Source organism: Roseicyclus persicicus, assembly GCF_012395815.1.
GTDB classification, from domain to species: Bacteria; Pseudomonadota; Alphaproteobacteria; order Rhodobacterales; family Rhodobacteraceae; genus Roseicyclus; species Roseicyclus persicicus.
Genome location: NZ_JAAZQQ010000003.1, coordinates 322,980 through 347,327, shown reverse-complemented (window position 1 = coordinate 347,327; position 24,348 = coordinate 322,980). Strand labels below are relative to the sequence as shown.

Sequence of the window (24,348 nt, the reverse complement as noted above, 5' to 3'; positions counted from 1 at the left end):
GCGCGGTGCTCCTTGCGACTGGACCGGATGCTGTTTCCGCCCGTTCCGCCCCGAGGTCAAGCGCGACTGGCCGGCCGTGTCAGCCGAGGCGGCGGCGGCGCCCGCCTCAGCCCCAGAGCGCCGGCAGCGGCGGGTGCAGGACCGACCCCTCGAAGCGCAGCGCGTCCTCGCGGTCCTCGGCCAGCAGGAGCGGCCCGTCGAGATCGACGATGGCCGCGCCCTGCGCCACCAGCACCGCGGGCGCCATGGCCAGCGAGGATCCGACCATGCAGCCCACCATCACGCCATAGCCCTCGGCCTCGGCCTGCGCCTTCAGCGCCAGCGCCTCGGTCAGACCGCCGGTCTTGTCGAGCTTGATGTTCACCATGTCGTATTTCCCGCGCAGCCCCGGCAGGCTGGCGCGGTCATGGCAGGATTCGTCGGCACACACCGGCAGCGGGCGGTCGATCTCGGCCAGCAGGTCATCGGCGCCCGCCGGCAGCGGCTGTTCCACCATCTCGACGCCGAGGCGCAACAGATGCGGGGCGAGGTCGGAATACACCTCGGCCGTCCAGCCCTCGTTGGCGTCCACGATGATGCGGGCCCCGGGCGCGCCGGCGCGCACGGCCTCCAGCCGGGGCATGTCGTCGGGCGTGCCGAGCTTGATCTTCAGGAGCGGCCGGTGCGCATGGCGGGCGGCGGCGGCCTGCATCCGCTCGGGCGTGTCGAGCGACAGGGTATAGGCGGACACCACCGGGCGCGGCGCGGGCAGGCCGGCCAGCTTGTGCACCGGGCAGCCCTCGTGCTTGGCGTGCCAGTCCCACAGCGCGCAGTCGACTGCGTTGCGCGCGGCCCCGGCGGGCAGCGCATCCTGCAGGTCCTGCCGCGAGATGCCGGGCGGCAGGGCCTCGATCTCGGCGGTCACGCTGTCCAGCGTCTCGCCGTAGCGGGCGTAGGGCACGCATTCGCCCCGGCCCGTCACGCCGTCGCGGATCACCCGGACGGTCAGCACCCGCGCCTCGGTGCGCGAGCCGCGGCTGATGGTGAAGGCCTCGGCCAGCCGGAAGGTGTCGGGCGTGACCGAGATCATAGCGCGTCCAGCGCGTCGACCAGCCGCCCGGCGCCCTGCCGGAATGGGTCGGCGGTGGGCAGGCCCATGCGTTTCTCGACCGACTCGAGATAGGACAGCGCCTCGTCCTCGCCCATGCCCGAGGTGTTGATCGACACGCCCACCACCTGGCAGGCCGGGTTGGCAATGCGCGCCAGCGGCAGGGCGGTGTCGCGCAGCGCCTCGAGCGAGGGCAGGTCGTAGCCCGGCAGCCCGCGCATGTGGGCGCGGGTCGGCTCGTGCGACAGGATCAGCGCGTCGGGCTGGCCGCCGTGGATCAGCGCCAGCGTGACCCCGGAATAGGAGACGTGGAACAGGCTGCCCTGCCCCTCGATATGGTCCCAGTGGTCGGCGTCGTTGTCGGGCGTCAGCCACTCGATGGAGCCGGCCATGAAATCGGCGATCACGGCGTCCAGCGGCACGCCGCCGCCGGTGATCAGGATGCCGGTCTGCCCGGTGGCGCGGAACGACGACTTGAGCCCGCGCGCCTTCATCTCGGCGTCCATGGCGAGCGAGGTGTACATCTTGCCGACCGAGCAGTCGGTGCCGACGGCAAGACAGCGCTTGCCCGTCCGCTTCACGCCGTTGGCGATGGGGTATTTCACCGACGGCACCCGCACGTCGTGCAGCTTGCGCCCGGTGGCGCGGGCGACGGCGGCGAGGTCCTCCTCGTCGCGCAGCAGGTTGTGCAGGCCGGACGCGAGGTCGAAACCCTCCTCGAGCGCCTGCACCAGCACCTTCTTCCACGCCGCCGAGATCACGCCGCCGCGGTTGGCGACGCCGATCACCAGCGTCTTCGCCCCCGCGGCCTTGGCGGCGGCAAGGTCCATGTCGGGCAGCTTCACGTCGGCCTTGCAGCCCTCCATGCGGAACTGGCCGACGGCATTGGCCGGGCGCCAGTCGCGGATGCCCTGCGCCACCTTGGCGGCCAGCTGGTCGGGCGCATCGCCAAGGAACAGAAGATAGGGGGTCTCGATCATGGCGGGCACTCCGGCTTCGGGATTCGACCCGCGAAGGATACCGCGCCATCGCCGCAGGGAGGTCGCAAGTTTCGCGCGATCCGGCGGGGCATGTCGGAGATTCGTGCAGCAGATCGCCCACTTGCGCGAAAATCGCGCGCCGGTCAGGCAGGCGGCAGGAAGCCCGCCGGCCGCCCCTCGGGCACCTCAAAGTCAACCGGGGCCTGCGCATGGGCGGCCGTGTTGCGCTTGAACTCGTAGCGCATCACGTCACCCGCCTGTTCCGAGGCCACGATCAGCGCCTGATACAGGTGCCGGGGCCCGTCGTAGATGTCGATCAGCCCGCGCAGCCGCGGCGCGTCCTCGGCATCGACGGAAAAACCGCGGTCGCTCATCTCGAGGATCGGGTAGGCCTCGTCGCCCACATGCACCACCCGCGTCGCGCGGCGGCGGCGGGCGGTCTTTTGCGCGGCGGCCAGCTCGTCACGGACCGACTGGGGCAGGAAGCTCGACATCGCGGGGTCCTCCATGGGCTCCTGATGTGGATAAATGGACCTAACGGAGATTCGGTCAATGATTTGAATATGCTGCACCTGCATCCGTCGCGGCGCGGCCACAGGGGCGGACCCGCGCTGGACGGATGAACCGGAAACAGGCATGTTGGTGGTTACACACGCTGCCCGAGGCACGCCCGCATGGCCCCCGCAGACCCCGACCCGCCGATCCTGCGCTTCGTCAACAGCGTGACGGATGACGGCAAGACCCGTCGCCAGAACGCCTTTGCCGATGGCGCGGGGCTGGTCGCGATGCTGGTGGCGGCGGGGCTTGTGCCGCGCGGGACGCCGGCGCCGGGGGCGGGGCAGACCGCCGCGCTGATCGGGCTGCGCGAGGTGGCCTACGCGGTGCTTTCGGCGCTGGCCGCAGGGCGCCGGCCCGGCCGGGAGGAGGCGCTGAGCCTCGAGGCAGCGACGAAATCGGCCCTGCAGGACGCGGCGTTCGCCCTGCGGCCCGGCGGCATGGAGATCGCGCCCGGCCCGCTCGGCGGCATCCACGACCGGCTGGCGCTGGCGCTGTTCGACCTGCTCCGACGCCCCGACCTCGACCGGCTGAGGGAATGCCGGCGCTGCACCCACCTGTTCCTCGACCACGGGCGCGGGCAGGGACGGCGCTGGTGCTCCATGGCGCGCTGCGGCAACCGCGCCAAGGTCGAGACCTTCCGCGCCCGGCAGCGGGCCACGGGTTGAACCTGTGCGCTCCTGCGGGGGCGGCCCTGCGGTCAGACCGGTTAAGTCACCGCCGCCGATCCCATAGCTATGGAGGGAATGAACATGGAGGGTGCAACATGGGCCTGCTGATCGACGGCGAGTGGCACGACCGCTGGTATGAACCCGACGAGATGTCGAACGGGGCCTTCAAGCGCGCCGAGTCGCAGTTCCGCAACTGGATCACCCCGGACGGCAGCGCCGGTCCGACGGGCGAGGGAGGCTTCAGGGCCGAAAGCGGCCGCTATCACCTCTATGTCAGCCATGCCTGCCCCTGGGCCAACCGCACGATGATCTTCCGCGCGCTGAAGGGGCTCACGGATCACATCGACGTGTCGGTCGTGCATCCCGACATGCTGGGCGAGGGCTGGACCTTCGACACCGATTTCGACGGGGCCACCGGCGACCGGCTCTACGGCCTGCCCTTCGCGCGCGACATCTACCTCAAGGCGCAGCCCGGCGCGACGACACGGGTCACCGTGCCGATCCTGTGGGACAAGGAGCGCGAGACGATCGTGTCCAACGAAAGCTCCGAGATCATCCGGATGTTCAACACGTCCTTCAACGGCATCACCGGCAACACAGACGATTACTACCCCGAGCCCCTGCGGGACCGCATCGACGCCATCAACGCCCGCGTCTACGACGAGATCAACAACGGCGTCTACAAATCCGGCTTCGCCATCACGCAGGCCGCCTATGACGAAGCCGTCCACGCGCTGTTCGACGCGCTCGACTGGGTCGAAGACATCCTGTCGACCAACCGCTACCTCGCCGGCGACCGCGTGACCGAAGCCGACTGGCGCCTGTTCACCACGCTGGTGCGCTTCGACGCGGTCTACCACCTGCACTTCAAGTGCAACCGGCGGCGGCTGATCGACTATCCCAACCTCTGGGCCTATGCGCGCGAGCTGTACCAGTGGGCCGGCGTCGCCGACACGGTGCACCTGGACCACATCGTGCGGCACTACCACTACAGCCACGACAGCATCAATCCGCACCGGATCATCCCGATCAACCCGGTCATCGACTGGACCGAACCGCACGGGCGCGAGCGTCTCAAGACGGCCTGAGGCCGGTCAGGCGCGGGGTTTCCCCACCGTCCGCCGAGCTTGCGGGATTGCACAGCCTTGTTAGTCTGGCCCCCTAAAGGGAACCAACAGGGCTTTTCCAGATGATGCGTTTCGTGACGGCCGGGTGCCTCGCCCTCGGGATTTCCACCGGCGCCGCCAGCGCCCAGCAGTGCGGCGGCGATTTCGGCCAGTTCGTGCAGGGGCTGCGCGCCGAGGCCGCCCAGCGCGGCTTCAGCCAGGAGGCGATCGACGGCTTCTTCCGCCACGCGAATTTCTACCAGCGCGCGCTGGATGCCGACCGGCGGCAGGGCATCTTCACCGTGCCCTTCACCGAGTTCTCGCGCCGCCTGATCTCCCAGAACCGCATCGACAACGGCCGCCGCAACGCCGAGCGGCAGGCGGCGGTGTTCAACGAGATCGAGCGCCGCTTTGGCGTGAACCGCGGGATCCTGCTGTCCTTCTGGGCCTTCGAGACCGACTACGGCGCCTTCCAGGGCGACTACAACACGCTGGATTCGCTGGTGACGCTCGCCCATGACTGCCGCCGCCCCGAGCTTTTCCGCCCCGAGATCTTCGCCGCGCTGGAGCTCTACACCCACGGCGACTTCGACCCGGTGAACACGCAGGGCGCCTGGGCGGGCGAGATCGGCATGGTGCAGATGCTGCCCGAGGACATCGTGAACCACGGCATCGACGGCGACGGAGACGGGCATGTCTACCTGCAGACCTCGGCCCCCGACGCGCTGATGTCGGGCGCGAACATCCTGTCGTCGCTGGGCTGGCGGCCGAACGAGCCGTGGCTGGTCGAGATCACCGTGCCGGGCGACCTCGACTGGTACCAGACCGGCATCCACACCTCGCGCCGCGTGTCCGAGTGGGAAGCCGCCGGCGTCCGCGCGCGGGCGGGCGGCGCGCTGCCGATGCCGGGCGCGCAGGCGTCGGTCGTGCTGCCCGAGGGGCGCAACGGGCCGGCCTTCCTCGCCTATCCGAACTTCAACGTGCTGTTCGAGTGGAACCAGAGCTTCACCTACGTCCTGACCGCCGCCTATTTCGCCACCCGGCTGGAGGGCGCGCCGGTCTTCGACGCCCGCAACCCCGAGCCCGGCCTGTCGGGCGACGAGATGCGCGAGTTGCAACGGCGCCTGCAGGCCCGCGGCTACGACGTCGGCCGGATCGACGGCATCCTCGGCGCGGGCACGCGGGCGGCGGTGCGGGAGGAGCAGCGGCGGCTGGGTCTGCCCGCGGATGCCTGGCCCACGCGGGCGCTGCTGAACGCGCTGTGAGGGACGCGAATCTTTACTTTTTGGCAGGATTTCGGGTATAGGCTGGGCCTGCGGTAACTGTCAGTCCTCAAGGACTCACCAAAGTTGGCCCCACGAAGTTGCGCCTTCGTGGGGCCTTTCCTTTTCAGGCTAGTGCCCGATCAGGAGGCGGGCGAAGGCCACCGCCAGCGTTCCCGCCGTCAGCAGCACCATCCACCTGCGGTACTGTTCTTGTCTCAAGCATCTCACCTCCAATCACCGCGAAGGGTCGCGGCAGGAGGGACGCTAGGCTCCCTTGGTCAACAGGCCGTTAACCCTGCGCTCAGGCCACCATCTGCTCGGCCTTGCGCAGGTCGACCGACACCAGCTGCGACACGCCCTGTTCCACCATGGTGACGCCGAACAGGCGGTCCATCCGGGCCATCGTCACCGCGTGGTGGGTGATGATCAGGAAGCGCGTGTCGGTGCGGCGGGTCATCTCGTCCAGAAGGTCGCAGAACCGCGTCACGTTGGCGTCGTCGAGCGGCGCGTCGACCTCGTCGAGCACGCAGATCGGGGCCGGGTTCGCCAGGAACACGGCAAAGATCAGCGCCAGCGCCGTCAGCGTCTGCTCGCCGCCCGACAGCAGCGACAGCGTCGACAGCTTCTTGCCGGGCGGCTGGCACAGGATCTCCAGCCCCGCCTCCAGCGGGTCGTCCGATTCCACCAGCACCAGCCGCGCCTCGCCGCCGCCGAAGAGGTGGGTGAACAGCTTGGCGAAATTCGCGTTCACCTCGTCGAAAGCCTTGAGCAGCCGCTCGCGCCCCTCGCGGTTCAGGCTGGCGATGCCCGAGCGCAGCTTGGCGATGGCCTGTTCGAGGTCGGCCTTCTCGGTCGACAACAGGTCGTGCTCGGCCTGCACCTCGCGGGCGTCCTCCTCGGCGCGCAGGTTGACGGCGCCCAGCGCATCGCGCTGGCGGCGGAGGCGATGCACCTCGGCCTCGATCCGGTCCGACGGCGGCGCGGGCTCGGGCAGGTCGCCCAGGCTCTCGCGGAGCGCGGGCGGCGTCGTCTCCAGCTCCTCGGCGATGCGTTGCGCGGCGGCCTCCACCCCCTCGCGGGCGGCGTCGCGGCGGGCCTCGGCGGCGGCGCGCGCCTCGCGGGCCTCGGAGGCGGCGCGCTCGGCGTCCCGCTCGGCGACGGTCGCGTTGCGCAATGCGCCCTCGGCCCCCGACAGCGCGTCGGCGGCGGCGGCCTTGCGCGCCTCGGCGGTGGCGATCGTCTCGGCCAGCCCGGCGCGTTTCGCCGCCAGCGTGCCGGGCAGGGCGCGTGCCTCGGCCAGCTGCGGCTCGGTCTCGCCCAGACGGGCCTCCAGCTCGGCCAGACGGGTGGCGGCGCTGTCCAGCCGCGTCTGCCAGCCCGCGATCTCGTCGCCGATCCGGCCGATCCGCGCCACGCGGCGCTCGCCCTCGCGCTTCAGCTCGTCATGGGCGGTGCGACGCGCCAGCATGGTCATGCGCGACGCCTCGACCGTGGTGCGGATGTCCTCGAGCCGGGCGCGGGCATCGCCCAGATCCTCCAGCTCGGCGCGCGCGCCCTCGGCGCGGGCCAGTTCCGTCGCGGCGGCGCGGGCCTCGTCGGCGTGGCGGGCGGCGGCGGACTGCAGGGTTTCCAGCTTGCCCTCCAGCACGCTGCGCTCGGCCTCGGCGCGGGACAGGCTGCGGGACGCCTCGGCCAGCCGCGTGTCGGCGTCGCGCCGGGCAGACCGCGCGGCGCGGTCGGCCTCGGTCAGATCGGCCAGTCGGCGCGACAGGGACTCGTGCGCGGCGCGGGTGCCGGCGGCCCGCTCGGCGGCCTCGTGGGCCTCGGCGCGCAGCTCGGCCAGCCGGTTCACCTGCTCCAGCCGCCGCGCGGCCGAGGACACGGCATCGGCGGCGGCCACGGCATAGCCGTCCCAGCGCCAGAGATCGCCCTCGCGGCTGACCAGCCGCTGGCCGGGCTGCAGGAGCGGTTGCAGACGCGCGCCCTCGGCCCGGTCCACCAGCCCGATCTGCGACAGGCGGCGGGCGAGGAGCGCGGGTCCCTGCGCGACCTCGGCGATGGGGCGGGCGCCCGCGGGCAGGGGGGCGGCGGCGTCGTAGGGGGTAAGGCCGGTCCAGCCGGTGGTGCCCGGCGTGGACGCCTCGCCCGCCTTGAGGTCATCGGAGAGCGCGGCGCCCAGCGCGGCCTCGTAGCCCTTGGCCACCGTGATCCGGTCGAGGATCTGGTCGCCCTGCCCGCGCTCGCGCTCCAGCAGACGGTTCAGCGCCGACACCTCGGCCTCCAGCGTGCCGGCCCGGCCCTCGGCCTCGGACCGGGCGGCGCGGGCCTCGGCCTCGGCGGATTGCGCGGCGGCGCGGGCGGCCTCGGTCTCGGTCAGGGTCTCCTCGGCCCGGGCGGCAAGGTCGCGGGCGGCGGCAAGCGCCTCCTCGGCCGCGGCCACGTCGCGCGTGACGGCGGACAGGCGCAGGGCGGCCTCCTCGGCGTTGCGGGCGGCGGTCTCGGCCTCGGCGGCATGGCGGGCCCGCGCCTTCTGCGCCTCGGCCACGCGGCGCTCGGCCGACTGGTGCCGGGCGGACAGGCGCGCGGCCTCCTCCGTCGCCTCGGCGAGGTCCTTCTCGCGGGCCCGCAGCACGCCGGCGGCCTCCTCGGCGGCCGCAAGCGCCGCGGCCAGCCGGTCATCGTGGCCCTCGGACTCCGCCGTGAGCCCCGCGCGCTCGGCCTCGAGCCGGGCGATGCTGTCGCCCGCGTCGGCGTTCAGCGCGCCCTCGCGCTCGATGTCGCGGGTCAGCTGGTCGAGCCGGGAGGTCAGTGTCGTCACCGCCGCCTCGGCCCGCGCGATCTCGCCGTCGAGGCTGTCGCGCTCGACCAGAAGCCGCTGCAGGATGGCACCCGCGATCGCCTCCTCCTCGCGGAGCGGCGGCAGGGCGGCGTCGGCCGCCTCGCGCGCCGCGGAGGCCGCCCGCGCCGCCGCCTCGGCCCGCGCCGCGCCGCCCAGCGCCTCGCGCAGCACCGCCTCGGCCCGCTCCACGCCCTCCTGCGCATCGCGCCAGCGCAGCCACAAAAGCAGCCCCTCGGCCTGCCGCAGCTCGGCGCCGATCTCGCGGTAGCGCTGCGCCTGCCGCGCCTGCCGGGCCAGCGTGGCCAGCTGCGCGCCAAGCTGTTCCAGCACGTCGTCGACGCGGGTCAGGTTGCCCTCGGCCCCCTTCAGCTTCAGCTCGGCTTCATGGCGGCGCTGGTAGAGGCCCGAGATCCCCGCGGCCTCTTCCAGCACCCGCCGACGCGCCTTGGGCCGCGCGTTGATGAGTTCGGAAATCTGTCCCTGCCGCACCAGCGCGGGCGAATGCGCGCCGGTCGAGGCATCGGCGAACAGCATCTGCACGTCGCGCGCGCGCACGTCCTTGCCGTTCAGCTTGTAGGCCGAGCCCGCGTCGCGGGTGATGCGGCGGGTGATGTCGAGCGTGTCGGCGTCGTTGAAGCCCGCGGGCGCCAGCCGCTCGGTGTTGTCGATCTGCAGGACGACCTCGGCGAAGTTGCGCGCGCCCCGGGTGGCGGCGCCGGCGAAGATCACGTCCTCCATCCCGTCGCCGCGCATGGCGGTGGGGCGGTTTTCGCCCATCACCCAGCGCAGCGCCTCGAGCAGGTTGGACTTGCCGCAGCCGTTGGGGCCGACCACGCCGGTCAGCCCGTCCTGGATCACCAGGTCGGTCGGGTCCACGAAGCTCTTGAAGCCGTTCAGCCGGAGCCGGGTGAAACGCATGGGCCAGCCTCCTCGGGGCGATCCGCCTTTGAGGCGTCATCCTACCCCCGGGGTGCAGGCCCGAGTCAACGCTCGCCTACCGGATATGGCGGAAACCGGCCTGTTATCCCCAAGATATGCGAAGCGTCACCGGATCTTGTGGATAGATCGGGCCGTCGTCCCGCGGCTGCCCGCCGGGCCCGCGGGCGGCGGGCGGTTGAGATCGGGGCCCTGCGATGCTACGTTATAAGGGACCCGGCGCCGGGGTGGATCAGGCGCGCAACACTGGAGGACCTGCTCCTGACCGGACAGACCGCCGCGGTGGCCATGACCACCGCCCCCCGGGCCGCCATGCCGGCCCAACCGGACGCCCCCACCAGCGCGGAGCTGCTGGCACGCGTCCTCGCCTCCCTCGACGATGACAAGGCCGAAGAGATCGTGCAGATCGACCTGCGCGGCAAGTCGTCGATCGCCGACTACATGGTGATCGCGTCCGGCCGGTCCTCGCGCCAGGTGGCGGCGATTTCCGAGAAGCTGGCCGAGCGGCTCAAGGAAGACTACCGCCTGAGCTGCAAGATGGAAGGCAAGGACACCGGCGACTGGGTGCTGATCGACGCGGGCGACGTGATCGTCCATGTCTTCCGCCCCGAGGTGCGGGAGTTCTACCAGCTCGAGAAGATGTGGATGCCGGCCGGCGCCGCCGCGCGCTGAGCGCCGGGCATGAAGGTCCACGTCTGCGCTGTCGGGCGCCTCAGGGGCGGGCCCGAACAGCAGTTGATCGACGATTACCTCGCGCGGTTCGACCGCACCGGCCGCGCGCTGGGGCTGACCTCGGGCGGTGTGACCGAGGTGGAGGACCGCAAGGGCGGCGGCAAGCCGGCCGAGGCCGAGCTGCTGCGCCGGGCGGTGCCGAAGGGTGCCGCCCTCTGGGTTCTGGACGAGCGCGGCGAGACCCTGACCTCCCCCGATTTCGCGGCACGGCTGGCGGCGCAGCGCGACGCGGGACAGGGCGACCTCGCCATCTGCATCGGCGGCGCGGACGGCCTTGCCGCCGACCTTTGCGCCGAGGCGTCGCTGGCGGTGTCGCTGGGGCGCATGGTCTGGCCGCACATGCTGGTGCGGGTGATGCTGGCCGAACAGCTCTACCGCGCGGCCTCCATCCTGTCGGGCGGACCCTACCACCGGGCGTGACGGCGCCTCAGCGGTTCAGGATGTCCTGGTAATAGCGGCGCAGCAGGAGCAGCCCGAAGAACATCGGGATCATGGCCCAGGCCATGACCAGCGGGATCGACGTGTAGTCGGCGGAATAGGTCGGGTAGATGCCGCTGCGCGAGATGCCGGTGATGTGGATCCACGGGGTGTACCAGAGGATATCCTGCAGCACGGTCGGCATGTCGTCGTAGGTGAAGAAGACCCCGGCGATGATGAAGAGCGGCCGTGTGGCGATCGACCAGAGATTGCCCCAGGCAGGGAACAGGCCCTCGAGCAGGCAGTTCAGGGACCCGATCCCGAGACCGAGGAGCGCCGACAGGACGATGGCGGTCACGATCGGCCCGAAGTCGAGCGTGGCCGTGGCCTCGGCGAACTGCAGGATCCCGAACAGGACGATCGCGAAGACGGCGACGCCGGTCAGGAAATTGAGCAGGAACTTGGCGATGACCGCGTCGATCCAGGACACCGCCGGGTATTGCAGGAGCGGTTTCGAGAAGGAGAGCGAATTCTGCACCTGCCCCGAGATGGTGCTGAACAGGGTGAAGGGCAGGTAGCCCGAGGCGTAGAACAGGATGAAGGAGTTCCCCAGCGACGGAGCCCTGAACATGAAGGAGAAGACCACCGCCATCACGATCAGCGCCCCGACCGGCTCGGCGATGGCCCAGATGTAGCCCCCGGGCGTCCGGCCATAGCGTGTCGACATCTCGCGCAGCATCAGCGCGATGATCGAGCGGAAGCTCGCGAAGGACCGTGTCATGTGCACGGCGCGGCCGGCCGGCGGACGCGGCTGCAGGGGGTCTGCGGCGGACAGGCTCGTCTCCATCGCTATGGCATTGGACCCCGCGAGTATGTATGACGGTCGGGGTAAGTTCAAACGACAAGAGCAGGGCCGCGTCCTTGGCCGATCCATCCGAACAGCCTCAGCAGCGGCCTACCCCCGTTGCCGGACCCGGACAGGCCGGGGCGGCGGCGCGGGCTGCCGGCGGTCCGGCCGCAGCCCCCGGACAGGGCGCCGACCCGCAGGCCCGCCCGGCGGCCCAAGGTGCGGCGCGCCCGGCGCAGGGCCCGCGTCAGGGACAGGCGGGACAGGCGGGGCAACCGAGGAACCAGCAGCAGCCGCAGCCACAAGGCGATGGGCAAGCACGCCCGAAGCCGGCACAGGCCCCGAACGCACCCGGCCAGCCGGATCCGAACCGGCCAAGGCCGAACAAGCCCGGTCGCGCACCCGAGCCAGCCGAGGCGCCCACCTTCAAGCCGATCGCGCAGCCCGCCCGGATGCGGCGGCGGCATTACGGCCTGGTGCTGTCCTTCATCCTGCTCGTGATCGTGCCGTTCCTGGCGACCGTGTACTACGTCTACACCTTCGCGCAGGACCAGTACGCCTCGACCGCCGGGTTCACCATCCGGACCGAGGAAACCAGCTCGGCGACCGACCTGCTGGGGGGGCTGGCGTCCCTCGCGGGGTCCTCCGTCGGCGCCGACGGCGACATCCTGTTCGAGTTCATCACCAGCCCCGAGCTGGTGCAGCGGCTGTCCGAGCGCATGGACCTGGTGGCGCATTACTCGGCCCCCCACGAGGCCGACCCGCTGTTCGCCCTGCAACCCGACGCGACCCTCGAGGATCTCGTCGACCACTGGCAGGGTGTCGTGCGGGTCTCCTACACCCAGAGCAGCGGGCTCATCGACCTCGAGGTGCTGGCCTACGACCCGGTCACCGCGCAGACGCTGGCGCGGGCGATCGTCGAGGAAAGCCAGTCGATGATCAACGAGCTCAACGACCAGGCCCGCGCCGATTCCATGCGCTACGCCGAGGCCGACCTCGAGGCCGCCATCGCGCGCCTGCGCCTTGCCCGCGAGGCCCTGACGCAGTTCCGCACGGAAACCCAGATCGTCGACCCCGCCAGCGATCTGCAGGGCCGGTCCGGCGTGCTGAACACCCTGCAGCAGCAGCTGGCCGAGGCGCTGATCGAATTCGACCTGCTGTCCGAGAACACGACCAACCCCAACGATCCCCGGCTGGTGCAGTCCGCCCGGCGGATCGAGGTGATCCGCGAGCGGATCCGGCAGGAGCGGCAGAACTTCGCCACCGAGGACATCGGGTCCGACGGCGAGGATTACCCGACCCTGCTCGCCCGCTACGAGGGCCTCGTGGTGGATCGCGAGTTCGCGGAGGAAAGCTACCGCGCGGCCCTGACGGCCCTCGACGCGGCGCGGACCAACGCCGCCCGGCAGAGCCGCTACCTCGCCGTCTACATCCGCCCCACCCTGCCGCAGAGCGCCGAATACCCCCAGCGCAGCATGATCTCGGGGCTGGCGCTCCTGTTCCTGACGCTGGGCTGGGCGATCCTCGCGCTGATCTACTACAGCATCCGGGACCGGCAGTAAGGGGCACGGGGCCGCGCGCCATGATCCGCTTCGAGAACCTGACCAAGAGCTTCGAGGTCAACGGGCAGCGCAAGGTGGTGATCGACAACCTGACGCTGACGGTGGCGACAGGGCGGTCGCTGGCACTGCTCGGGCGCAACGGCGCCGGTAAGTCCACGCTGATGTCGATCATCGCGGGCAACATGCGCCCCGATTCCGGCCGAATCCTGTGCGACGGCACCATCTCCTGGCCGATCGGGCAGGCCGGCTCGACCCACCCCAACATGACCGGCGCGCAGAACGCGCGCTTCATCGCGCGGGTCTACGGCGTCGACACCGAGGAGCTGGTCGATTTCGTCGAGGACTTCGCCCAGCTGGGCCCGCATTTCCACATGCCGTTGCGGACCTATTCCTCCGGGATGAAGGCAAGGCTCAGCTTCGGCCTGTCGCTGGGGATCAAGTTCGACACCTACCTCATCGACGAGGTGACGGCGGCGGGCGACGCCTCCTTCCGCACCCGCAGCGCGGCCCTGTTCCACGAGCGCATGTCGACCTCCGACGCGATCATGGTGAATCACAACCTTGGCGAGCTTAAGGAATTCTGCGACGCAGCCCTGATCCTCGAACACGGAAAACTGCAGTATTTCGAGGATCTTGACGAGGCCATCGAGGTCCACAAGCGGAACATGGCCCTGCCCGCCTCCCGGCGCGGTAGAGCAAAGGGTTAACGCGACCGCGGCAATGCGAGCGGTTCTCCGCAGCCACACCACATTCCGTCCCCACCCATCCCCAGGCGGCATCGCAGCCTTGGCGCCATCGACACCACGATGGAGCCGCCCATGCCGCAGCTTGTCGTCGCAGGACAGACCCAGACCAACCAGGCCATCCTGGACCACGGCATCAGTGACCTCCTGATCCACGACACCGGGACGGGTGCCGTGCTCTATACCCTGTCGGGTCCAAACGGGGGGCTGGCCGCCTATGCCATCGGACCGGACGGCGACCTTGCGCTGATCGACCAGGCCCATTTCGCGGCCGGCCTCGCGCCGGACATCCTGCCGACCCTCACGCTGATCGACACGGCGGACGGGCCGAAGCTCGTGGTGGCGGCGGACGGTGCGGGCAACCTGACGGGCTATCAGCTGGGTGCGCAGGGCGGCATCGACGGGTCGAGCACGCTGTCCGGGCTGGCCAGCCAAGCAGGCGCGGTCCTCGACATGGACCAGTGGGGCGACGACATGCTGTTCCTCGCCAACGCCGGCACCGGGTCGATCCAGGCCTACAGCTTCGCCCAGGGCGGCACGCTGGCCCATGCCTTCGCGGCCGCCGACACGCAGGCGACCTACGCGGATTCGGTCTTTGCGCTGGAAACCGTGGCGATCGGCGGCGTCGACTACCTGATCGGCGCCAGCGCAACCGACCAGGGCGTCACCGCCTACCGCATCGAGGCGGACCGCTTCGTGGCGACCGGGAACCTCGGCGTCGCCGAAGGCATCGGCGTCATGACCCCGACCGCGATGGCCACGGCGATGGTGGGCAACCGATGCTTCGTGCTGCTGGGGTCCGCGCCGGGCGACGGCATCGGCCAGTCGGGCGCGATCACGGTGATGGAGCTGCTGGGGGATGGGCAGCTGGTGCCGACGGATCACGTCATCGACACCCTGCACACGCGCTTCGGCGGCATCCAGACCCTCGACGTGGTGACCTCGAACGGCTTCACCTATGTCGTCGCGGCGGGCGGCGACGACGGCCTGACCGTGTTCCTGCTGATGCCCAACGGGCGGCTCCAGATCATCGACGTCATGGCCGACACGCCCGCCACGGGGCTCGAGAACGTGACGGCGGTCGTGGCCTTCCACGGCGGCAACGCCCTGCACCTGTACCTGTCCTCCGAGATCAGCGCCGGCGTGACCGCGATCACGCTCGACACGTCCCGAAACGGCTCGGTGCTCATCGCCGCGCAGGGGGGCGGCACCCTGTCAGGGACCGCGCTGGACGACATCGTGCTGGGCGGGGCCGGCAACGATCTCCTGCAGGGCGCCTCCGGCGACGACATCCTCGAGGACGGGCGCGGCCTCGACACCCTGTCGGGGGGTGCCGGGCGCGACATCTTCGTGCTCCGGGCGGACGGGCAGACCGACGTCATCACCGATTTCGAACCGGGCCGGGACAGGATCGACCTGTCCGACTGGCCCTTTCTGTACGACCCGGCCCAACTGACGATCACCCCCACCCCCGACGGCGCCATCGTCACCTGGCGCGGCGAGACCCTGGTGATCCAGACCCTGAACGGAACCTCGCTCAGCGCGGCCAACGTGCGGGCGGCGCTGATGACCGCCCCCGAGCGAAGCCCGATCCCGCCGGACCTGAGGGCCAATCCGCCGCTGGAAGGGACCGACGGGCCCGATCTGTTGTCCGGGGGTGACGGCGACGAGACGATCCTGGGCCTTGCCGGCAACGATACGCTGTATGGCGGTGCCGGGAACGACACGCTCGAGGGCGGCGACGGCAACGACGTGCTGCACGGCCAGCGTGGTGAGGATCACCTGATCGGCGGAAGCGGGCGCGATTGGCTGTTCGGCTATGCCCAGGACGACCGGCTTGAGGGGGGCGATGACGGCGATCGTCTCTACGGCATGCCCGGCCACGATTGGCTCGACGGTGGCGACGGGCGGGACTGGCTGTTCGGGAACGGCGGACGGGACACCATCCATGGCGGCGGCGACAACGACCAGGTCTACGGCCTGGCGGGCCACGACGTGCTGTTTGGCGACGCGGGCAACGACCGGGTCTTCGGCGGCGGCGGCAACGATACGCTCGACGGCGGTGCGGGCAACGACACCCTGACCGGGGATATCGGCGCCGATGTGTTCGTCTTCGGCGAAGGTCTCGACGTGATCACCGACTTCAAGAACGACGTGGACGAGATCCACCTCGACGATGCGATGTGGGGCGGCGGGCTGACGGTCGCGCAGGTCATCTCGGCCTTCGGGTCGGTGGTGGGCGGCAACACCGTGCTGGACTTCGGCGGGGGCAACACGCTGACCATCAACGGGCTCACCAACACCAGCCTCCTGCTTGACGACCTCGTCATCGTTTGATCAGGTCGGCCCGTTTTGCCCGGCCGGTCGGGTGAAAGGGGGGCGGCGGGTCCGGGCATCGGGCGCCGCGAGGAGACAGACGGGGATGGCAAGCACCGATGGACCCCCGATGCCCGGCCAGGAAACCGCGGCTCAGACGGTCTATATCGGCCGCGGTCCGGGGTCGCTCCTGTTTCCCTCTCGCCTGCCCGAAACGACGCGCATCCTGGCGTTCCACGGCGGCGGCGTGGATGGCGCGCCGGACATGCTGGCGCCCTTCTGCGCGCGGCTCGCGGCGCGGGGGGACATCACCGTGCTCGCGGCCGGCTACCGGACGCCGGAGCGCGACGGCGCCGGGCTCGAGGACATGCTGGCCGATGCCGAACAGGCGCTAGAGTGGTGCCGGGCCGACCTTCCGCCCGGGGCGGAGCTCTACCTGTTCGGCGCATCCTTCGGCGGCCTTCTCGCCCTCCATGCCGCGGTGGAGGCGCCAGGGGGCATCGCCGGCCTGATCCTGATGAACCCGGTGACGGACATCGGCCCCGGAACCTTCCCCGACGAGGTCGTGCCGGACGCGCGCCTCGTGGGTCTCTCGCCCCTGCAGCGCCATGCCGCGAGCCCGATCGTCGGGCGGCTGCGCTGCTTCATCGCGCATGGCGACGCGGACACCGTGGTCCCGCTCGCGTCCTCGCAGGGCTTCGCGCGCCTCTGGCCGGCCTCCCGCTGCGAGATCAAGGTGTTTCCCGGCGCGGGCCACGGGTTCTTCACCCAGCCCCCGCACAGCGAGCAGGCGGCCGCCGCGGTGCTCGACTTCGTCGCGGCGCCGGAGCGGCCAAGGCCGGCGCGGCGCAAGGCCGGCGGACTGCCCGGGGGGACGACGCTGGTCTACGGGATTGGCGCGCAGAAGGCCGGGACCAGCTGGCTGTACGAGTTCCTCGCCGGGCACCCGGACTGCCACTGCCCCGAGCTGAAGGAGCTCCACTATTTCGACGTGATCCACCCGCCGCACGAAAACCGCCACCACGCGCGGCGTGTGAAGGCCCTGCAATCCCTCTCGGCGCGGCTGGCGGAGACGCCGGAGCCCGCGAACCAGCGGATCCTCGACCAGATCGCGCGCTTGGTCGAATGGCTCTGCATCCATTCGGGGCCACCCGGCGATCACGGGCCCTACCTGTCCTACCTGATGCGCGGACATGCCGGTCAGAAGCTGGCCTGCGACATCACCCCCTCCTACGCGGTGCTGGACAGGGCCGGCTTTGCCGACATGGACAGCCTCGGCCCGGCGAAGTTCGTGTTCATCCTGCGCGATCCGGTCGGCCGGCTCTGGTCGCAGATCCGCATGATGGTCGAGGGCAAGGGGATCGACCCGGACGGGCCGGATTATGCGCCGGCCTGCATCGCCCGGGCGAGGCATCTGGTCAAGTCGGGCCGCCTGCCGACCTTGCTCCGGGCGCACTACGAGCGCACGCTCACCGAACTGGAAGCCGTGGTGCCGCGCGACCGGATCCACACCATCTTCTACGAGGACATGTTCCGGCAGGAGAGCGTCTCCGCCCTCTGCGCCTTCCTCGGAATCGCCGACAGACCGGCCGAGACGGACAAGCGGGTCAACCTCGGCAACCCGCTTCCCATTCCCGGCGAGATCGAGACGATGCTGCTCGAGGGGCTGCAACGGCACTATGAGGACGCCTTTGCCCGGTTCGGCGATGCGGTGCCGCAGGCGTGGCGCGACCGCTATGCCGGGCTGGGGCGCACGCGGCCCGGCCTCGTCGGACGTCTGCTCGGGCGCTGACCCGCCGCCTTGCGCCGCGAGCGGCGGCCTCCTAGAACCGGGGGCGCGAAGGAGACCGTCCATGCCACAGCCCGCCCCGCCGAAACCCGTGGTCCTCTGCATCCTCGACGGCTGGGGGATCGGGCCGACCGAGGCCGACAACGCCCCGCTGCTCGCCCGGACGCCGACCATGGACCGCCTGACGGCCACCTGCCCGCACGCGACGCTGACCACCCATGGGCGCGCCGTGGGTCTGCCCGAGGGGCAGTTCGGCAATTCCGAGGTCGGCCACACCAACATCGGCGCGGGCCGCATCGTGCAGATGGACCTCGTGCGCATCGACGAGGCGATCGAGACCGGGCGGTTCGCGCGGGAACCGGCGCTGGTCGCCTTCATCGAAACGCTGAAGGCGTCGGGCGGCACGGCGCACCTGTTCGGGCTGGCCTCGGACGGCGGAGTGCACAGCCAGTCGGCGCACCTGATGGCCGCGGTCGAGGCCGTCGCCGCGGCGGGCGTGCCGGTGCGGCTGCACGCCATCACCGACGGGCGCGACGTGGCCCCGCGCTCGGCGATCCCGGTGCTCGACCGGATGGCGGCGGCGATGCCCGAGGGGGCGCGCATCGCCACCGTGATCGGGCGCTACTACGCGATGGACCGCGACCACCGCTGGGACCGCGTCGCGCGCGCCTTCCGCGCCATGGCCGAGGGCGGTGGCGAGGGCACGCTGCACCAGGACGGCACGGCGCAGGACGCGGTGCAGGCGGCCTACGGGCGCGGCGAGACCGACGAGTTCATCGTGCCAACCGTGCTGGGCGACTACGCGGGCATGAAGGACGGCGACGGCCTGTTCTGCCTCAACTTCCGCGCCGACCGCGCACGGGAGATCCTGTCGGCGCTGGCCGATCCGGGGTTCGACGCCTTCGACACCGGCCCGCGGCCGAAGCTCGCCGCGGCGCTCGGGATGGTGGACTATTCCAGGGACCACGACCGCTTCATGACCACGCTCTACCCCAAGCAGGAGATCGTGAACACGCTGGCGGAATGGGTGGCGAGCCACGGGCTGCGGCAGTTCCACATCGCCGAGACCGAGAAATACCCGCACGTCACCTTCTTCCTCAACGGCGGCAAGGAACCCCCGGTGCCGGGCGAGGACCGCTACATGGCGCAGTCGCCCAAGGTGGCGACCTACGACCTGCAGCCCGAGATGTCGGCGCCCGAGGTCACCGACCACCTCGTCGCGGCCATCGCCGATGGCTACGACCTGATCGTGGTGAACTACGCCAACCCCGACATGGTCGGCCACACCGGCGACCTGCAGGCCGCGATGCGCGCCTGCGAGGCGGTGGACGCGGGGCTGGGCCGGGCGCTGGCGGCGCTGGAGGCCGCGGGCGGGGCGATGATCGTCACCGCCGACCACGGCAATTGCGAAACCATGGTCGACCCCGCGACCGGCGGGCCGCACACGGCGCACACGACGAACCCGGTGCCGGTGATCCTGGCCGGCGGGCCCGCCGGGGCGAGCCTGCGCGATGGCGTCCTGGCCGACCTCGCGCCGACGCTGCTGCAGCTGATGGGCCTGCCGCAGCCGGCCGAGATGACCGGGCGGTCGCTGCTGGCATGATCCTGCGTGCCGCCCTCGCCGCGCTGCTGCTCTGGGCCGCCCCGGCCCGGGCCGAGATCGACGCCGCGGAAACCGCGGCACGCGCGGCCGAGATGCTGGAACAGGCGGGATTCGCGCTGCTGGAGGCCGAGGGCGCGCGCGACCGGGTCGAGGCGCTGACCCAGACCGTGCGCGCCTACGAGGAAGGGCTGCTCGCGCTGCGCGAGGGGATGCGGCAGGCCGCGCTCAGGGAACAGACGATCCTGCTGGTGTTCGAGGCCGAACGCGACCGGCTGGGGCGGCTTCTGGGCGTGTTGCAGACGATCGAGCAGGCGCCCGCGCCGCTCCTCCTGATGCACCCCGAGGGGGCGCTGGGCACGGCGCGGTCGGGGATGATCCTGTCGGATGTCACCCCCGCCGTGGCCGAGGAGGCCCGCGCGCTCCGCACCCAGCTGCAGGAGCTGGCGACGCTGCGCGCCCTGCAGGACGGCGCGCTGACCCAGCTGAGCGCCGCACTGGAGCGCGCGCAGGACGCACGCACCCAGCTGAGCCAGGCCATCGCCGACCGCCGGATGCTGCCCGAGAACTTCATCCGCGACGAGGCCGCGATGGCGGACCTGATCGGGAGCGTCGATTCGCTCGACGCGCTGGCCGCGCTGCTCGCGGCGGACCCGCCCGAGGCCGCCCCCGACCTGCCCGATTTCGCCGGCGCGCGCGGCACGCTGGACCTGCCCGTGCTGGGCACGGTCCTGCGCCGCTTCGGCGAGGCGGATGCCGCCGGCGTCACCCGGCCGGGCCTCGTGCTCGCCACCCGCCCGCGGGCGCTGGTCACCGCGCCCTGGCCGGCGACGGTGCGCTACGGCGGGCCGCTTCTCGATTACGGAAATGTCATTATCCTCGAACCCGAGGGCGGCTATCTGCTCGTTCTGGCGGGTCTCGGCACGCTCTACGCCGCCGCGGGCGACATCGTGGCCGCCGACGGGCCGCTGGGGCTGATGCCCGGCGACCCGGGCGGGGACAGCGAAGAATTGATCGTCGCCGCGCCGCAATCCGGTGGCGGAGGCCTGACGGAAACGCTTTATATGGAACTGCGGGCGGCGGGCGCCCCCGTCGATCCGGCGGATTGGTTCACCGCCACCGGGCGCGACTGAGTCGAAGGAAGGGACGCCATGAACAAGCTGATCATCGCTGCCGTCGGGGGCATCGCGGGCGGGGTCCTGCTGAGCACCCAGGTGGCCGGGCCCCTGATCGCGCAGGAGGACCGCGCCAACGCGTCGGTCTACGAGCAGCTGGACCTGTTCGGCGACATCTTCGAGCGCATCCGGGCCAACTACGTCGAGGAGGTCGACGAGGCCGCCCTGATCGAGGCCGCGATCAACGGCATGCTCACCTCGCTCGACCCGCATTCCTCCTACCTGCCGCCGAACGACTTCGACGACATGCAGGTGCAGACCCGCGGCGAGTTCGGCGGCCTCGGCATCGAGGTGACGCAGGAGGACGGCTTCGTCCGCGTCATCACCCCGATGGACGACACCCCCGCCATGGCCGCGGGCGTCGAGGCCGGCGACTTCATCACCCATGTCGACGGCGAGGCGCTGCTGGGCCTGACGCTGGAACAGGCGGTGGACCTGATGCGCGGGCCGGTGGGCTCCGAGATCACCATCACCATCGTCCGCGAGGGCACCGACGAGCCCTTCGACCTGACCATCGTGCGCGACCGCATCCGCCTGACCGCCGTGCGCTACCGGCTGGAGGGCAACACCGCGATCCTGCGGGTGTCGACCTTCAACGACCAGACCTACCCGAACCTGCAGGAGGGCCTGCTGGAGATGATCGAGGAGGTCGGGGGGCTGGAGAACCTGAACGGCGTCGTGCTCGACCTGCGCAACAACCCGGGCGGCCTCCTGTCCCAGGCGATCCGGGTGTCGGACGCCTTCCTCCAGCAGGGCGAGATCGTCTCGACCCGCGGCCGCGACCCGGCCGACGGCGAGCGCTACAACGCCACCCCCGGCGACCTGATCGAGGGCCTGCCGATGGTGGTGCTGGTCAATGGCGGTTCGGCCTCGGCCTCCGAGATCGTGGCCGGCGCCCTGCAGGACCACCGTCGCGCGGTGATCGTGGGCACCAACACCTTCGGCAAGGGCTCGGTCCAGTCGATCATGCCGCTGGCCGGCAACGGCGCGATCCGGCTGACCACCTCGCTCTACTACACGCCGTCGGGCCGCTCGATCCAGGCGCTGGGCATCGCGCCCGACATCCTGGTGGAGCAGCGCCCGGTCGTGGAAACGCCCGAGGAGGAGGAGGAGAGCGCCGCCAGCCGCCGCAACGAGGCCAGCTTGCGGGGCGCGCTGCAGAACTCCACCCTCACCGAGGACGAGCTTCGCCAGCTCGAGGCGGAGCAGGCCATCGCCGAGGCCACCGCGCGGCTGCGCAACGAGGATTACCAGCTGGCCTACGCCATCGACATCCTCACCGGCCTGAACGCGCTGGGCCCCAGCGGCAACTGACGGCGCGATGACGCCCGAGGAGATCGCGGCCCTGCCCTACCGGCCCTGCGTCGGCGTGGTCCTGACCGATGGGCAGGGCCGCGTCTTTGCCGGGCAGCGGGCCGACATGGCCGACCCCGCCTGGCAGATGCCGCAGGGCGGGATCGACGCCGGCGAAACCCCGGTCGATGCGGCCCTGCGCGAGCTGCGCGAGGAAACCGGCGTGAAAAAGCGCCACGTCACCGTGCTGGCCGAGACCGCCGACTGGCTGCCCTACGACCTGCCGCCCGAGGTGCTGCCCTACCGCGGCAAGTATCGCGGCCAGACCCAGAAATGGGTGCTGATGCGGCTGGATGCCGGCGAGGAGGTCATCGACCTCACCCACGAGGACGTGGAGTTTTCGGCCTGGCGCTGGATGACGGGGGCCGAGCTCCTGGCGCTGATCGTGCCGTTCAAGCGGCCGATCTACGAGGCCGTTCTGGGCGAGTTCGGGCTCGCCTGAGCGCGCGACCACCGGGGAGGCCGCGCGCCGGATGGCCGACGACACCCCGCTGCGGTCCGAGGCGGCCGCGCTCTGCATCCTCGACGCGGATCACCCGGGCTGGGCGGACCTGCACCTGGCCGTCGGAACCTTCTCCGCGACGTACGGCTTCACCCTCGTCTTCGATCCGCTGGACGACATCCGCCGCTTCGCGCGCGACCGCGCCGATTCGCTGCGCCGGAACACCGGCTTCCTCGCGGTGGAGCATGGCCTGAGACCGGCCCGCAACACGCCAGTCGGCGGGTGGCAGGCCCTGCGGAACTGGCTGCGCGGGCGGCGGTCCTAGGCCGGTCCGCGGCGGATTTCCCGTCTTTGGGCCGCGGCCCCGGTCGGTGTAGCCTCGGCGCCAGAACCCTTTTGCGAGGTCCACCATGCGTGCCCTGCCCCTCTGCCTCGCGCTGCTGTCAGCCGCCCCCGCCGCCGCCTTCATCTGCCCCGATCCCGAACCGGTGCAGGATTTCCGGGCCATCGCCGCCTCACCGCACAGCTACGTGGTGGTGGCCGGCGACCTGACCGTCACCGGGACCGGCGTCGAGGCGGACAACATCCTGAGCGTGCCGATGCGGGTGCAGGGCCGGCAACTGGGCGGCGGCGGCTTCGGCCCGCGGGTGACGCTCGATTTCACGCTGCGCCACGACTGCGGCGACGCGCTGTCCTGCCCGGTGACGGGGCCCGAGGGCGAGGCGCTGGTGTTCCTCCGCCGCGTCGGCGACGCGCTGGTGCTGGAGCCCGGGCTCTGCAGCCAGAACGCGCATTTCGGCATCGACCGCGCCACGCTGGACGCGGTGTCCGCCTGCCACACGCGGGGGGCCTGCGGGGGCTGATCCCGACCGCGACGGACGCGGAGGATCGCGGCGCTCAGGGGCGCCCTTGCAGGAACGCGGTCATCCGCGCCTCGGCCTCGCGGTAAAGCCGGCGGCGGCGCAGGACCTCGGCGAGCTGCAGGATCTGCTGCACCCCGAAGGCGCGCAGGAATCGCCGCGGGCCCAGCGGCAGCCAGGGTTTGCGCGGGCCGGTGTAATGGATCACCGCGGGGCTGCGCCGGGACCGCCGGAACATGGCCCGCTCCGGCGCCGGGTAGATGCCTTTCCCGGTGTGCAGATTGCCCCACTGCGAATTCCAGGCCGGGTCGAGCAAGGCGACGCGCCCGGCAAAGATCTCGTTCAGGTGGTCCTGGTCCATCAGCGGGTAGCCGCGGATCGGGGTCGGATCCATGATGCGGTCGACGAGGCCGAGCGCGTGGATGCGGTCGAAATCGAAAAACAGGACCCCGGCGTTGAAATAGCTGTCGAAATCGACGCTCGGCATGAGGGTGCCGCGATGCGCCAACATGCGGCGGTACTTCTCGCCGCCCGGCCGGCGCCGGGCGCGGGCCTTCATCAGCCAGTTGCGCACCAGCGTGTCGAGCGATGCGCCCAGGGGCTGCCCGTTCAGGTCGGCGCGGTGCAACTCAGTGATGTCCTGCAGGACGAGCGTGTCCCCGTCGAGATAGACCGCGCGCCCGGCCTCGCGGCCCACCATGGCAAGCCGTCCGCAGGTCGCCCGCGGCAGGTTGAAGGTGAACTGCTCGGGATAGGCCGACAGGTCGATCGGCATCAGGCGGATCGCGGCGGCGTTGGGGTGCCGGGCGAGGCCGTGGAACAGGTCCAGCGGGTCGTCCTGCAGGTCGACCGTGTAGATCGTCACGTCGAGCGGCGCGCCGGCGGTTTCCAGGGCGGAATAGAGCGAGACGGCCGTGCAGCCGATGAAGTTGCGGTCGAGAACGTAGATCAGGCGACAGGGCAAGGACATGGGACCGCGATCCGGGACAGGTGGGGCGACGATAGGCAATCGGGCGCGCGGGGGGAAGCGCGCGGTGCAGAGGGCCGGCCAAGGCGACTCGCCGTGAGAACAA

General features: G+C 71.1%; 21 protein-coding genes. 15 read left to right on the top strand and 6 right to left on the bottom strand.

The genetic code is table 11. The features are described 5' to 3' along the window. Window positions 1-106 precede the first annotated feature (106 nt). From dgcA to HCU73_RS11495, 3 genes are all read right to left on the bottom strand, one after another. Window positions 107-1,069 carry an N-acetyl-D-Glu racemase DgcA gene (gene dgcA / locus HCU73_RS11505; RefSeq protein WP_168623599.1) on the bottom strand — a complete coding sequence of 321 codons (963 nt, stop codon included), beginning with the start codon at window positions 1,067-1,069 and terminating at the stop codon, window positions 107-109. After that, a complete protein-coding gene (dgcN, locus tag HCU73_RS11500) occupies window positions 1,066-2,067 on the bottom strand; it encodes an N-acetyltransferase DgcN (RefSeq protein WP_168623598.1) in 1,002 nt (333 codons plus the stop codon). Before dgcN ends, dgcA begins: the two co-directional genes overlap by 4 nt. Before the next feature lie 143 nt (window positions 2,068-2,210). Next, complete coding sequence (locus tag HCU73_RS11495) at window positions 2,211-2,576, bottom strand: hypothetical protein (RefSeq protein WP_239025538.1); 366 nt, start codon at window positions 2,574-2,576, stop codon at window positions 2,211-2,213. A 165-nt stretch (window positions 2,577-2,741) separates the two neighbouring features. On the opposite strand from HCU73_RS11495, the gene HCU73_RS11490 reads away from it, so the two are divergent. The 3 genes from HCU73_RS11490 (at window position 2,742) to HCU73_RS11480 (ending at window position 5,664) form a co-directional block, all read left to right on the top strand. Beyond that, on the top strand, window positions 2,742-3,290 hold the full coding sequence (locus HCU73_RS11490; protein WP_168623597.1) for a CGNR zinc finger domain-containing protein: 549 nt from the start codon (window positions 2,742-2,744) through the stop codon (window positions 3,288-3,290). Between the two features lie 98 nt (window positions 3,291-3,388). Continuing rightward, window positions 3,389-4,381, top strand: a complete 993-nt coding sequence (locus HCU73_RS11485) for a glutathione S-transferase family protein (RefSeq protein ID WP_168623596.1) — start codon at window positions 3,389-3,391, stop codon at window positions 4,379-4,381. Between the two features lie 104 nt (window positions 4,382-4,485). Further along, the gene (locus tag HCU73_RS11480) at window positions 4,486-5,664 is read left to right on the top strand and encodes a lytic murein transglycosylase (RefSeq protein ID WP_168623595.1); all 1,179 of its coding nucleotides are present in this window, start codon (window positions 4,486-4,488) and stop codon (window positions 5,662-5,664) included. A gap of 301 nt (window positions 5,665-5,965) precedes the next feature. Here HCU73_RS11480 and HCU73_RS11475 read toward each other — a convergent pair whose 3' ends face one another. Then, a complete protein-coding gene (locus HCU73_RS11475) occupies window positions 5,966-9,421 on the bottom strand; it encodes a chromosome segregation SMC family protein (protein ID WP_168623594.1) in 3,456 nt (1,151 codons plus the stop codon). A gap of 306 nt (window positions 9,422-9,727) precedes the next feature. Here HCU73_RS11475 and rsfS point away from each other — a divergent pair, with 306 nt between their 5' ends. Together rsfS and rlmH are read left to right on the top strand one after the other, a co-directional pair. Then, a complete protein-coding gene (gene rsfS, locus HCU73_RS11470) occupies window positions 9,728-10,111 on the top strand; it encodes a ribosome silencing factor (protein ID WP_210730602.1) in 384 nt (127 codons plus the stop codon). A gap of 9 nt (window positions 10,112-10,120) precedes the next feature. Further along, on the top strand, window positions 10,121-10,591 hold the full coding sequence (gene rlmH / locus HCU73_RS11465; protein ID WP_168623593.1) for a 23S rRNA (pseudouridine(1915)-N(3))-methyltransferase RlmH: 471 nt from the start codon (window positions 10,121-10,123) through the stop codon (window positions 10,589-10,591). A gap of 7 nt (window positions 10,592-10,598) precedes the next feature. Here rlmH and HCU73_RS11460 read toward each other — a convergent pair whose 3' ends face one another. Next, window positions 10,599-11,369, bottom strand: a complete 771-nt coding sequence (locus tag HCU73_RS11460; RefSeq protein WP_239025537.1) for an ABC transporter permease — start codon at window positions 11,367-11,369, stop codon at window positions 10,599-10,601. Between the two features lie 518 nt (window positions 11,370-11,887). On the opposite strand from HCU73_RS11460, the gene HCU73_RS11455 reads away from it, so the two are divergent. The 10 genes from HCU73_RS11455 (at window position 11,888) to HCU73_RS11410 (ending at window position 23,278) form a co-directional block, all read left to right on the top strand. Further along, on the top strand, window positions 11,888-12,997 hold the full coding sequence (locus HCU73_RS11455; RefSeq protein WP_168623591.1) for a KpsE/RkpR family capsule polysaccharide export protein: 1,110 nt from the start codon (window positions 11,888-11,890) through the stop codon (window positions 12,995-12,997). A gap of 20 nt (window positions 12,998-13,017) precedes the next feature. Beyond that, window positions 13,018-13,704: an ABC transporter ATP-binding protein gene (locus HCU73_RS11450; protein ID WP_168623590.1), complete on the top strand. Its 687-nt coding sequence runs from the start codon at window positions 13,018-13,020 to the stop codon at window positions 13,702-13,704. Between the two features lie 111 nt (window positions 13,705-13,815). Then, window positions 13,816-16,077 carry a calcium-binding protein gene (locus tag HCU73_RS11445; RefSeq protein ID WP_168623589.1) on the top strand — a complete coding sequence of 754 codons (2,262 nt, stop codon included), beginning with the start codon at window positions 13,816-13,818 and terminating at the stop codon, window positions 16,075-16,077. Between the two features lie 109 nt (window positions 16,078-16,186). Further along, window positions 16,187-17,848, top strand: a complete 1,662-nt coding sequence (locus tag HCU73_RS11440) for a serine aminopeptidase domain-containing protein (RefSeq protein WP_168623588.1) — start codon at window positions 16,187-16,189, stop codon at window positions 17,846-17,848. A 61-nt stretch (window positions 17,849-17,909) separates the two neighbouring features. Beyond that, window positions 17,910-19,448: a 2,3-bisphosphoglycerate-independent phosphoglycerate mutase gene (gpmI, locus tag HCU73_RS11435; RefSeq protein ID WP_168623587.1), complete on the top strand. Its 1,539-nt coding sequence runs from the start codon at window positions 17,910-17,912 to the stop codon at window positions 19,446-19,448. Further along, entirely contained in the window at window positions 19,448-20,578 is a 1,131-nt protein-coding gene (locus HCU73_RS11430; protein WP_168623723.1) for a peptidase M23, read from the top strand. The genes gpmI and HCU73_RS11430 overlap by 1 nt, the downstream gene beginning before the upstream one ends. Before the next feature lie 18 nt (window positions 20,579-20,596). Further along, complete coding sequence (locus HCU73_RS11425) at window positions 20,597-21,934, top strand: S41 family peptidase (RefSeq protein ID WP_168623586.1); 1,338 nt, start codon at window positions 20,597-20,599, stop codon at window positions 21,932-21,934. 7 nt (window positions 21,935-21,941) lie between these two features. Beyond that, window positions 21,942-22,415 carry an RNA pyrophosphohydrolase gene (locus tag HCU73_RS11420; protein ID WP_168623585.1) on the top strand — a complete coding sequence of 158 codons (474 nt, stop codon included), beginning with the start codon at window positions 21,942-21,944 and terminating at the stop codon, window positions 22,413-22,415. A 31-nt stretch (window positions 22,416-22,446) separates the two neighbouring features. Next, window positions 22,447-22,740: a hypothetical protein gene (locus HCU73_RS11415; protein WP_168623584.1), complete on the top strand. Its 294-nt coding sequence runs from the start codon at window positions 22,447-22,449 to the stop codon at window positions 22,738-22,740. Between the two features lie 85 nt (window positions 22,741-22,825). Beyond that, window positions 22,826-23,278 carry a hypothetical protein gene (locus HCU73_RS11410; protein ID WP_168623583.1) on the top strand — a complete coding sequence of 151 codons (453 nt, stop codon included), beginning with the start codon at window positions 22,826-22,828 and terminating at the stop codon, window positions 23,276-23,278. Between the two features lie 34 nt (window positions 23,279-23,312). Here HCU73_RS11410 and HCU73_RS11405 read toward each other — a convergent pair whose 3' ends face one another. Beyond that, a complete protein-coding gene (locus HCU73_RS11405) occupies window positions 23,313-24,245 on the bottom strand; it encodes a glycosyltransferase family 8 protein (protein ID WP_168623582.1) in 933 nt (310 codons plus the stop codon). Between the last annotated feature and the right edge of the window lie 103 nt (window positions 24,246-24,348).

Bases quoted from the DNA above. Each gene is read 5' to 3' on its own strand.
- rlmH (WP_168623593.1), top strand. From the start codon at position 10,121: ATGAAGGTCCACGTCTGCGCTGTCGGGCGCCTCAGGGGCGGGCCCGAA.
- dgcN (WP_168623598.1), bottom strand. From the start codon at position 2,067: ATGATCGAGACCCCCTATCTTCTGTTCCTTGGCGATGCGCCCGACCAG.
- HCU73_RS11420 (WP_168623585.1), top strand. From the start codon at position 21,942: ATGACGCCCGAGGAGATCGCGGCCCTGCCCTACCGGCCCTGCGTCGGC.
- HCU73_RS11415 (WP_168623584.1), top strand. From the start codon at position 22,447: ATGGCCGACGACACCCCGCTGCGGTCCGAGGCGGCCGCGCTCTGCATC.
- HCU73_RS11425 (WP_168623586.1), top strand. From the start codon at position 20,597: ATGAACAAGCTGATCATCGCTGCCGTCGGGGGCATCGCGGGCGGGGTC.
- HCU73_RS11410 (WP_168623583.1), top strand. From the start codon at position 22,826: ATGCGTGCCCTGCCCCTCTGCCTCGCGCTGCTGTCAGCCGCCCCCGCC.
- HCU73_RS11440 (WP_168623588.1), top strand. From the start codon at position 16,187: ATGCCCGGCCAGGAAACCGCGGCTCAGACGGTCTATATCGGCCGCGGT.
- HCU73_RS11495 (WP_239025538.1), bottom strand. From the start codon at position 2,576: ATGGAGGACCCCGCGATGTCGAGCTTCCTGCCCCAGTCGGTCCGTGAC.
- HCU73_RS11405 (WP_168623582.1), bottom strand. From the start codon at position 24,245: ATGTCCTTGCCCTGTCGCCTGATCTACGTTCTCGACCGCAACTTCATC.
- dgcA (WP_168623599.1), bottom strand. From the start codon at position 1,069: ATGATCTCGGTCACGCCCGACACCTTCCGGCTGGCCGAGGCCTTCACC.
- gpmI (WP_168623587.1), top strand. From the start codon at position 17,910: ATGCCACAGCCCGCCCCGCCGAAACCCGTGGTCCTCTGCATCCTCGAC.
- HCU73_RS11490 (WP_168623597.1), top strand. From the start codon at position 2,742: ATGGCCCCCGCAGACCCCGACCCGCCGATCCTGCGCTTCGTCAACAGC.
- HCU73_RS11450 (WP_168623590.1), top strand. From the start codon at position 13,018: ATGATCCGCTTCGAGAACCTGACCAAGAGCTTCGAGGTCAACGGGCAG.
- HCU73_RS11480 (WP_168623595.1), top strand. From the start codon at position 4,486: ATGCGTTTCGTGACGGCCGGGTGCCTCGCCCTCGGGATTTCCACCGGC.
- HCU73_RS11445 (WP_168623589.1), top strand. From the start codon at position 13,816: ATGCCGCAGCTTGTCGTCGCAGGACAGACCCAGACCAACCAGGCCATC.
- HCU73_RS11460 (WP_239025537.1), bottom strand. From the start codon at position 11,369: ATGACACGGTCCTTCGCGAGCTTCCGCTCGATCATCGCGCTGATGCTG.
- HCU73_RS11485 (WP_168623596.1), top strand. From the start codon at position 3,389: ATGGGCCTGCTGATCGACGGCGAGTGGCACGACCGCTGGTATGAACCC.
- HCU73_RS11475 (WP_168623594.1), bottom strand. From the start codon at position 9,421: ATGCGTTTCACCCGGCTCCGGCTGAACGGCTTCAAGAGCTTCGTGGAC.
- rsfS (WP_210730602.1), top strand. From the start codon at position 9,728: ATGACCACCGCCCCCCGGGCCGCCATGCCGGCCCAACCGGACGCCCCC.
- HCU73_RS11455 (WP_168623591.1), top strand. From the start codon at position 11,888: ATGCGGCGGCGGCATTACGGCCTGGTGCTGTCCTTCATCCTGCTCGTG.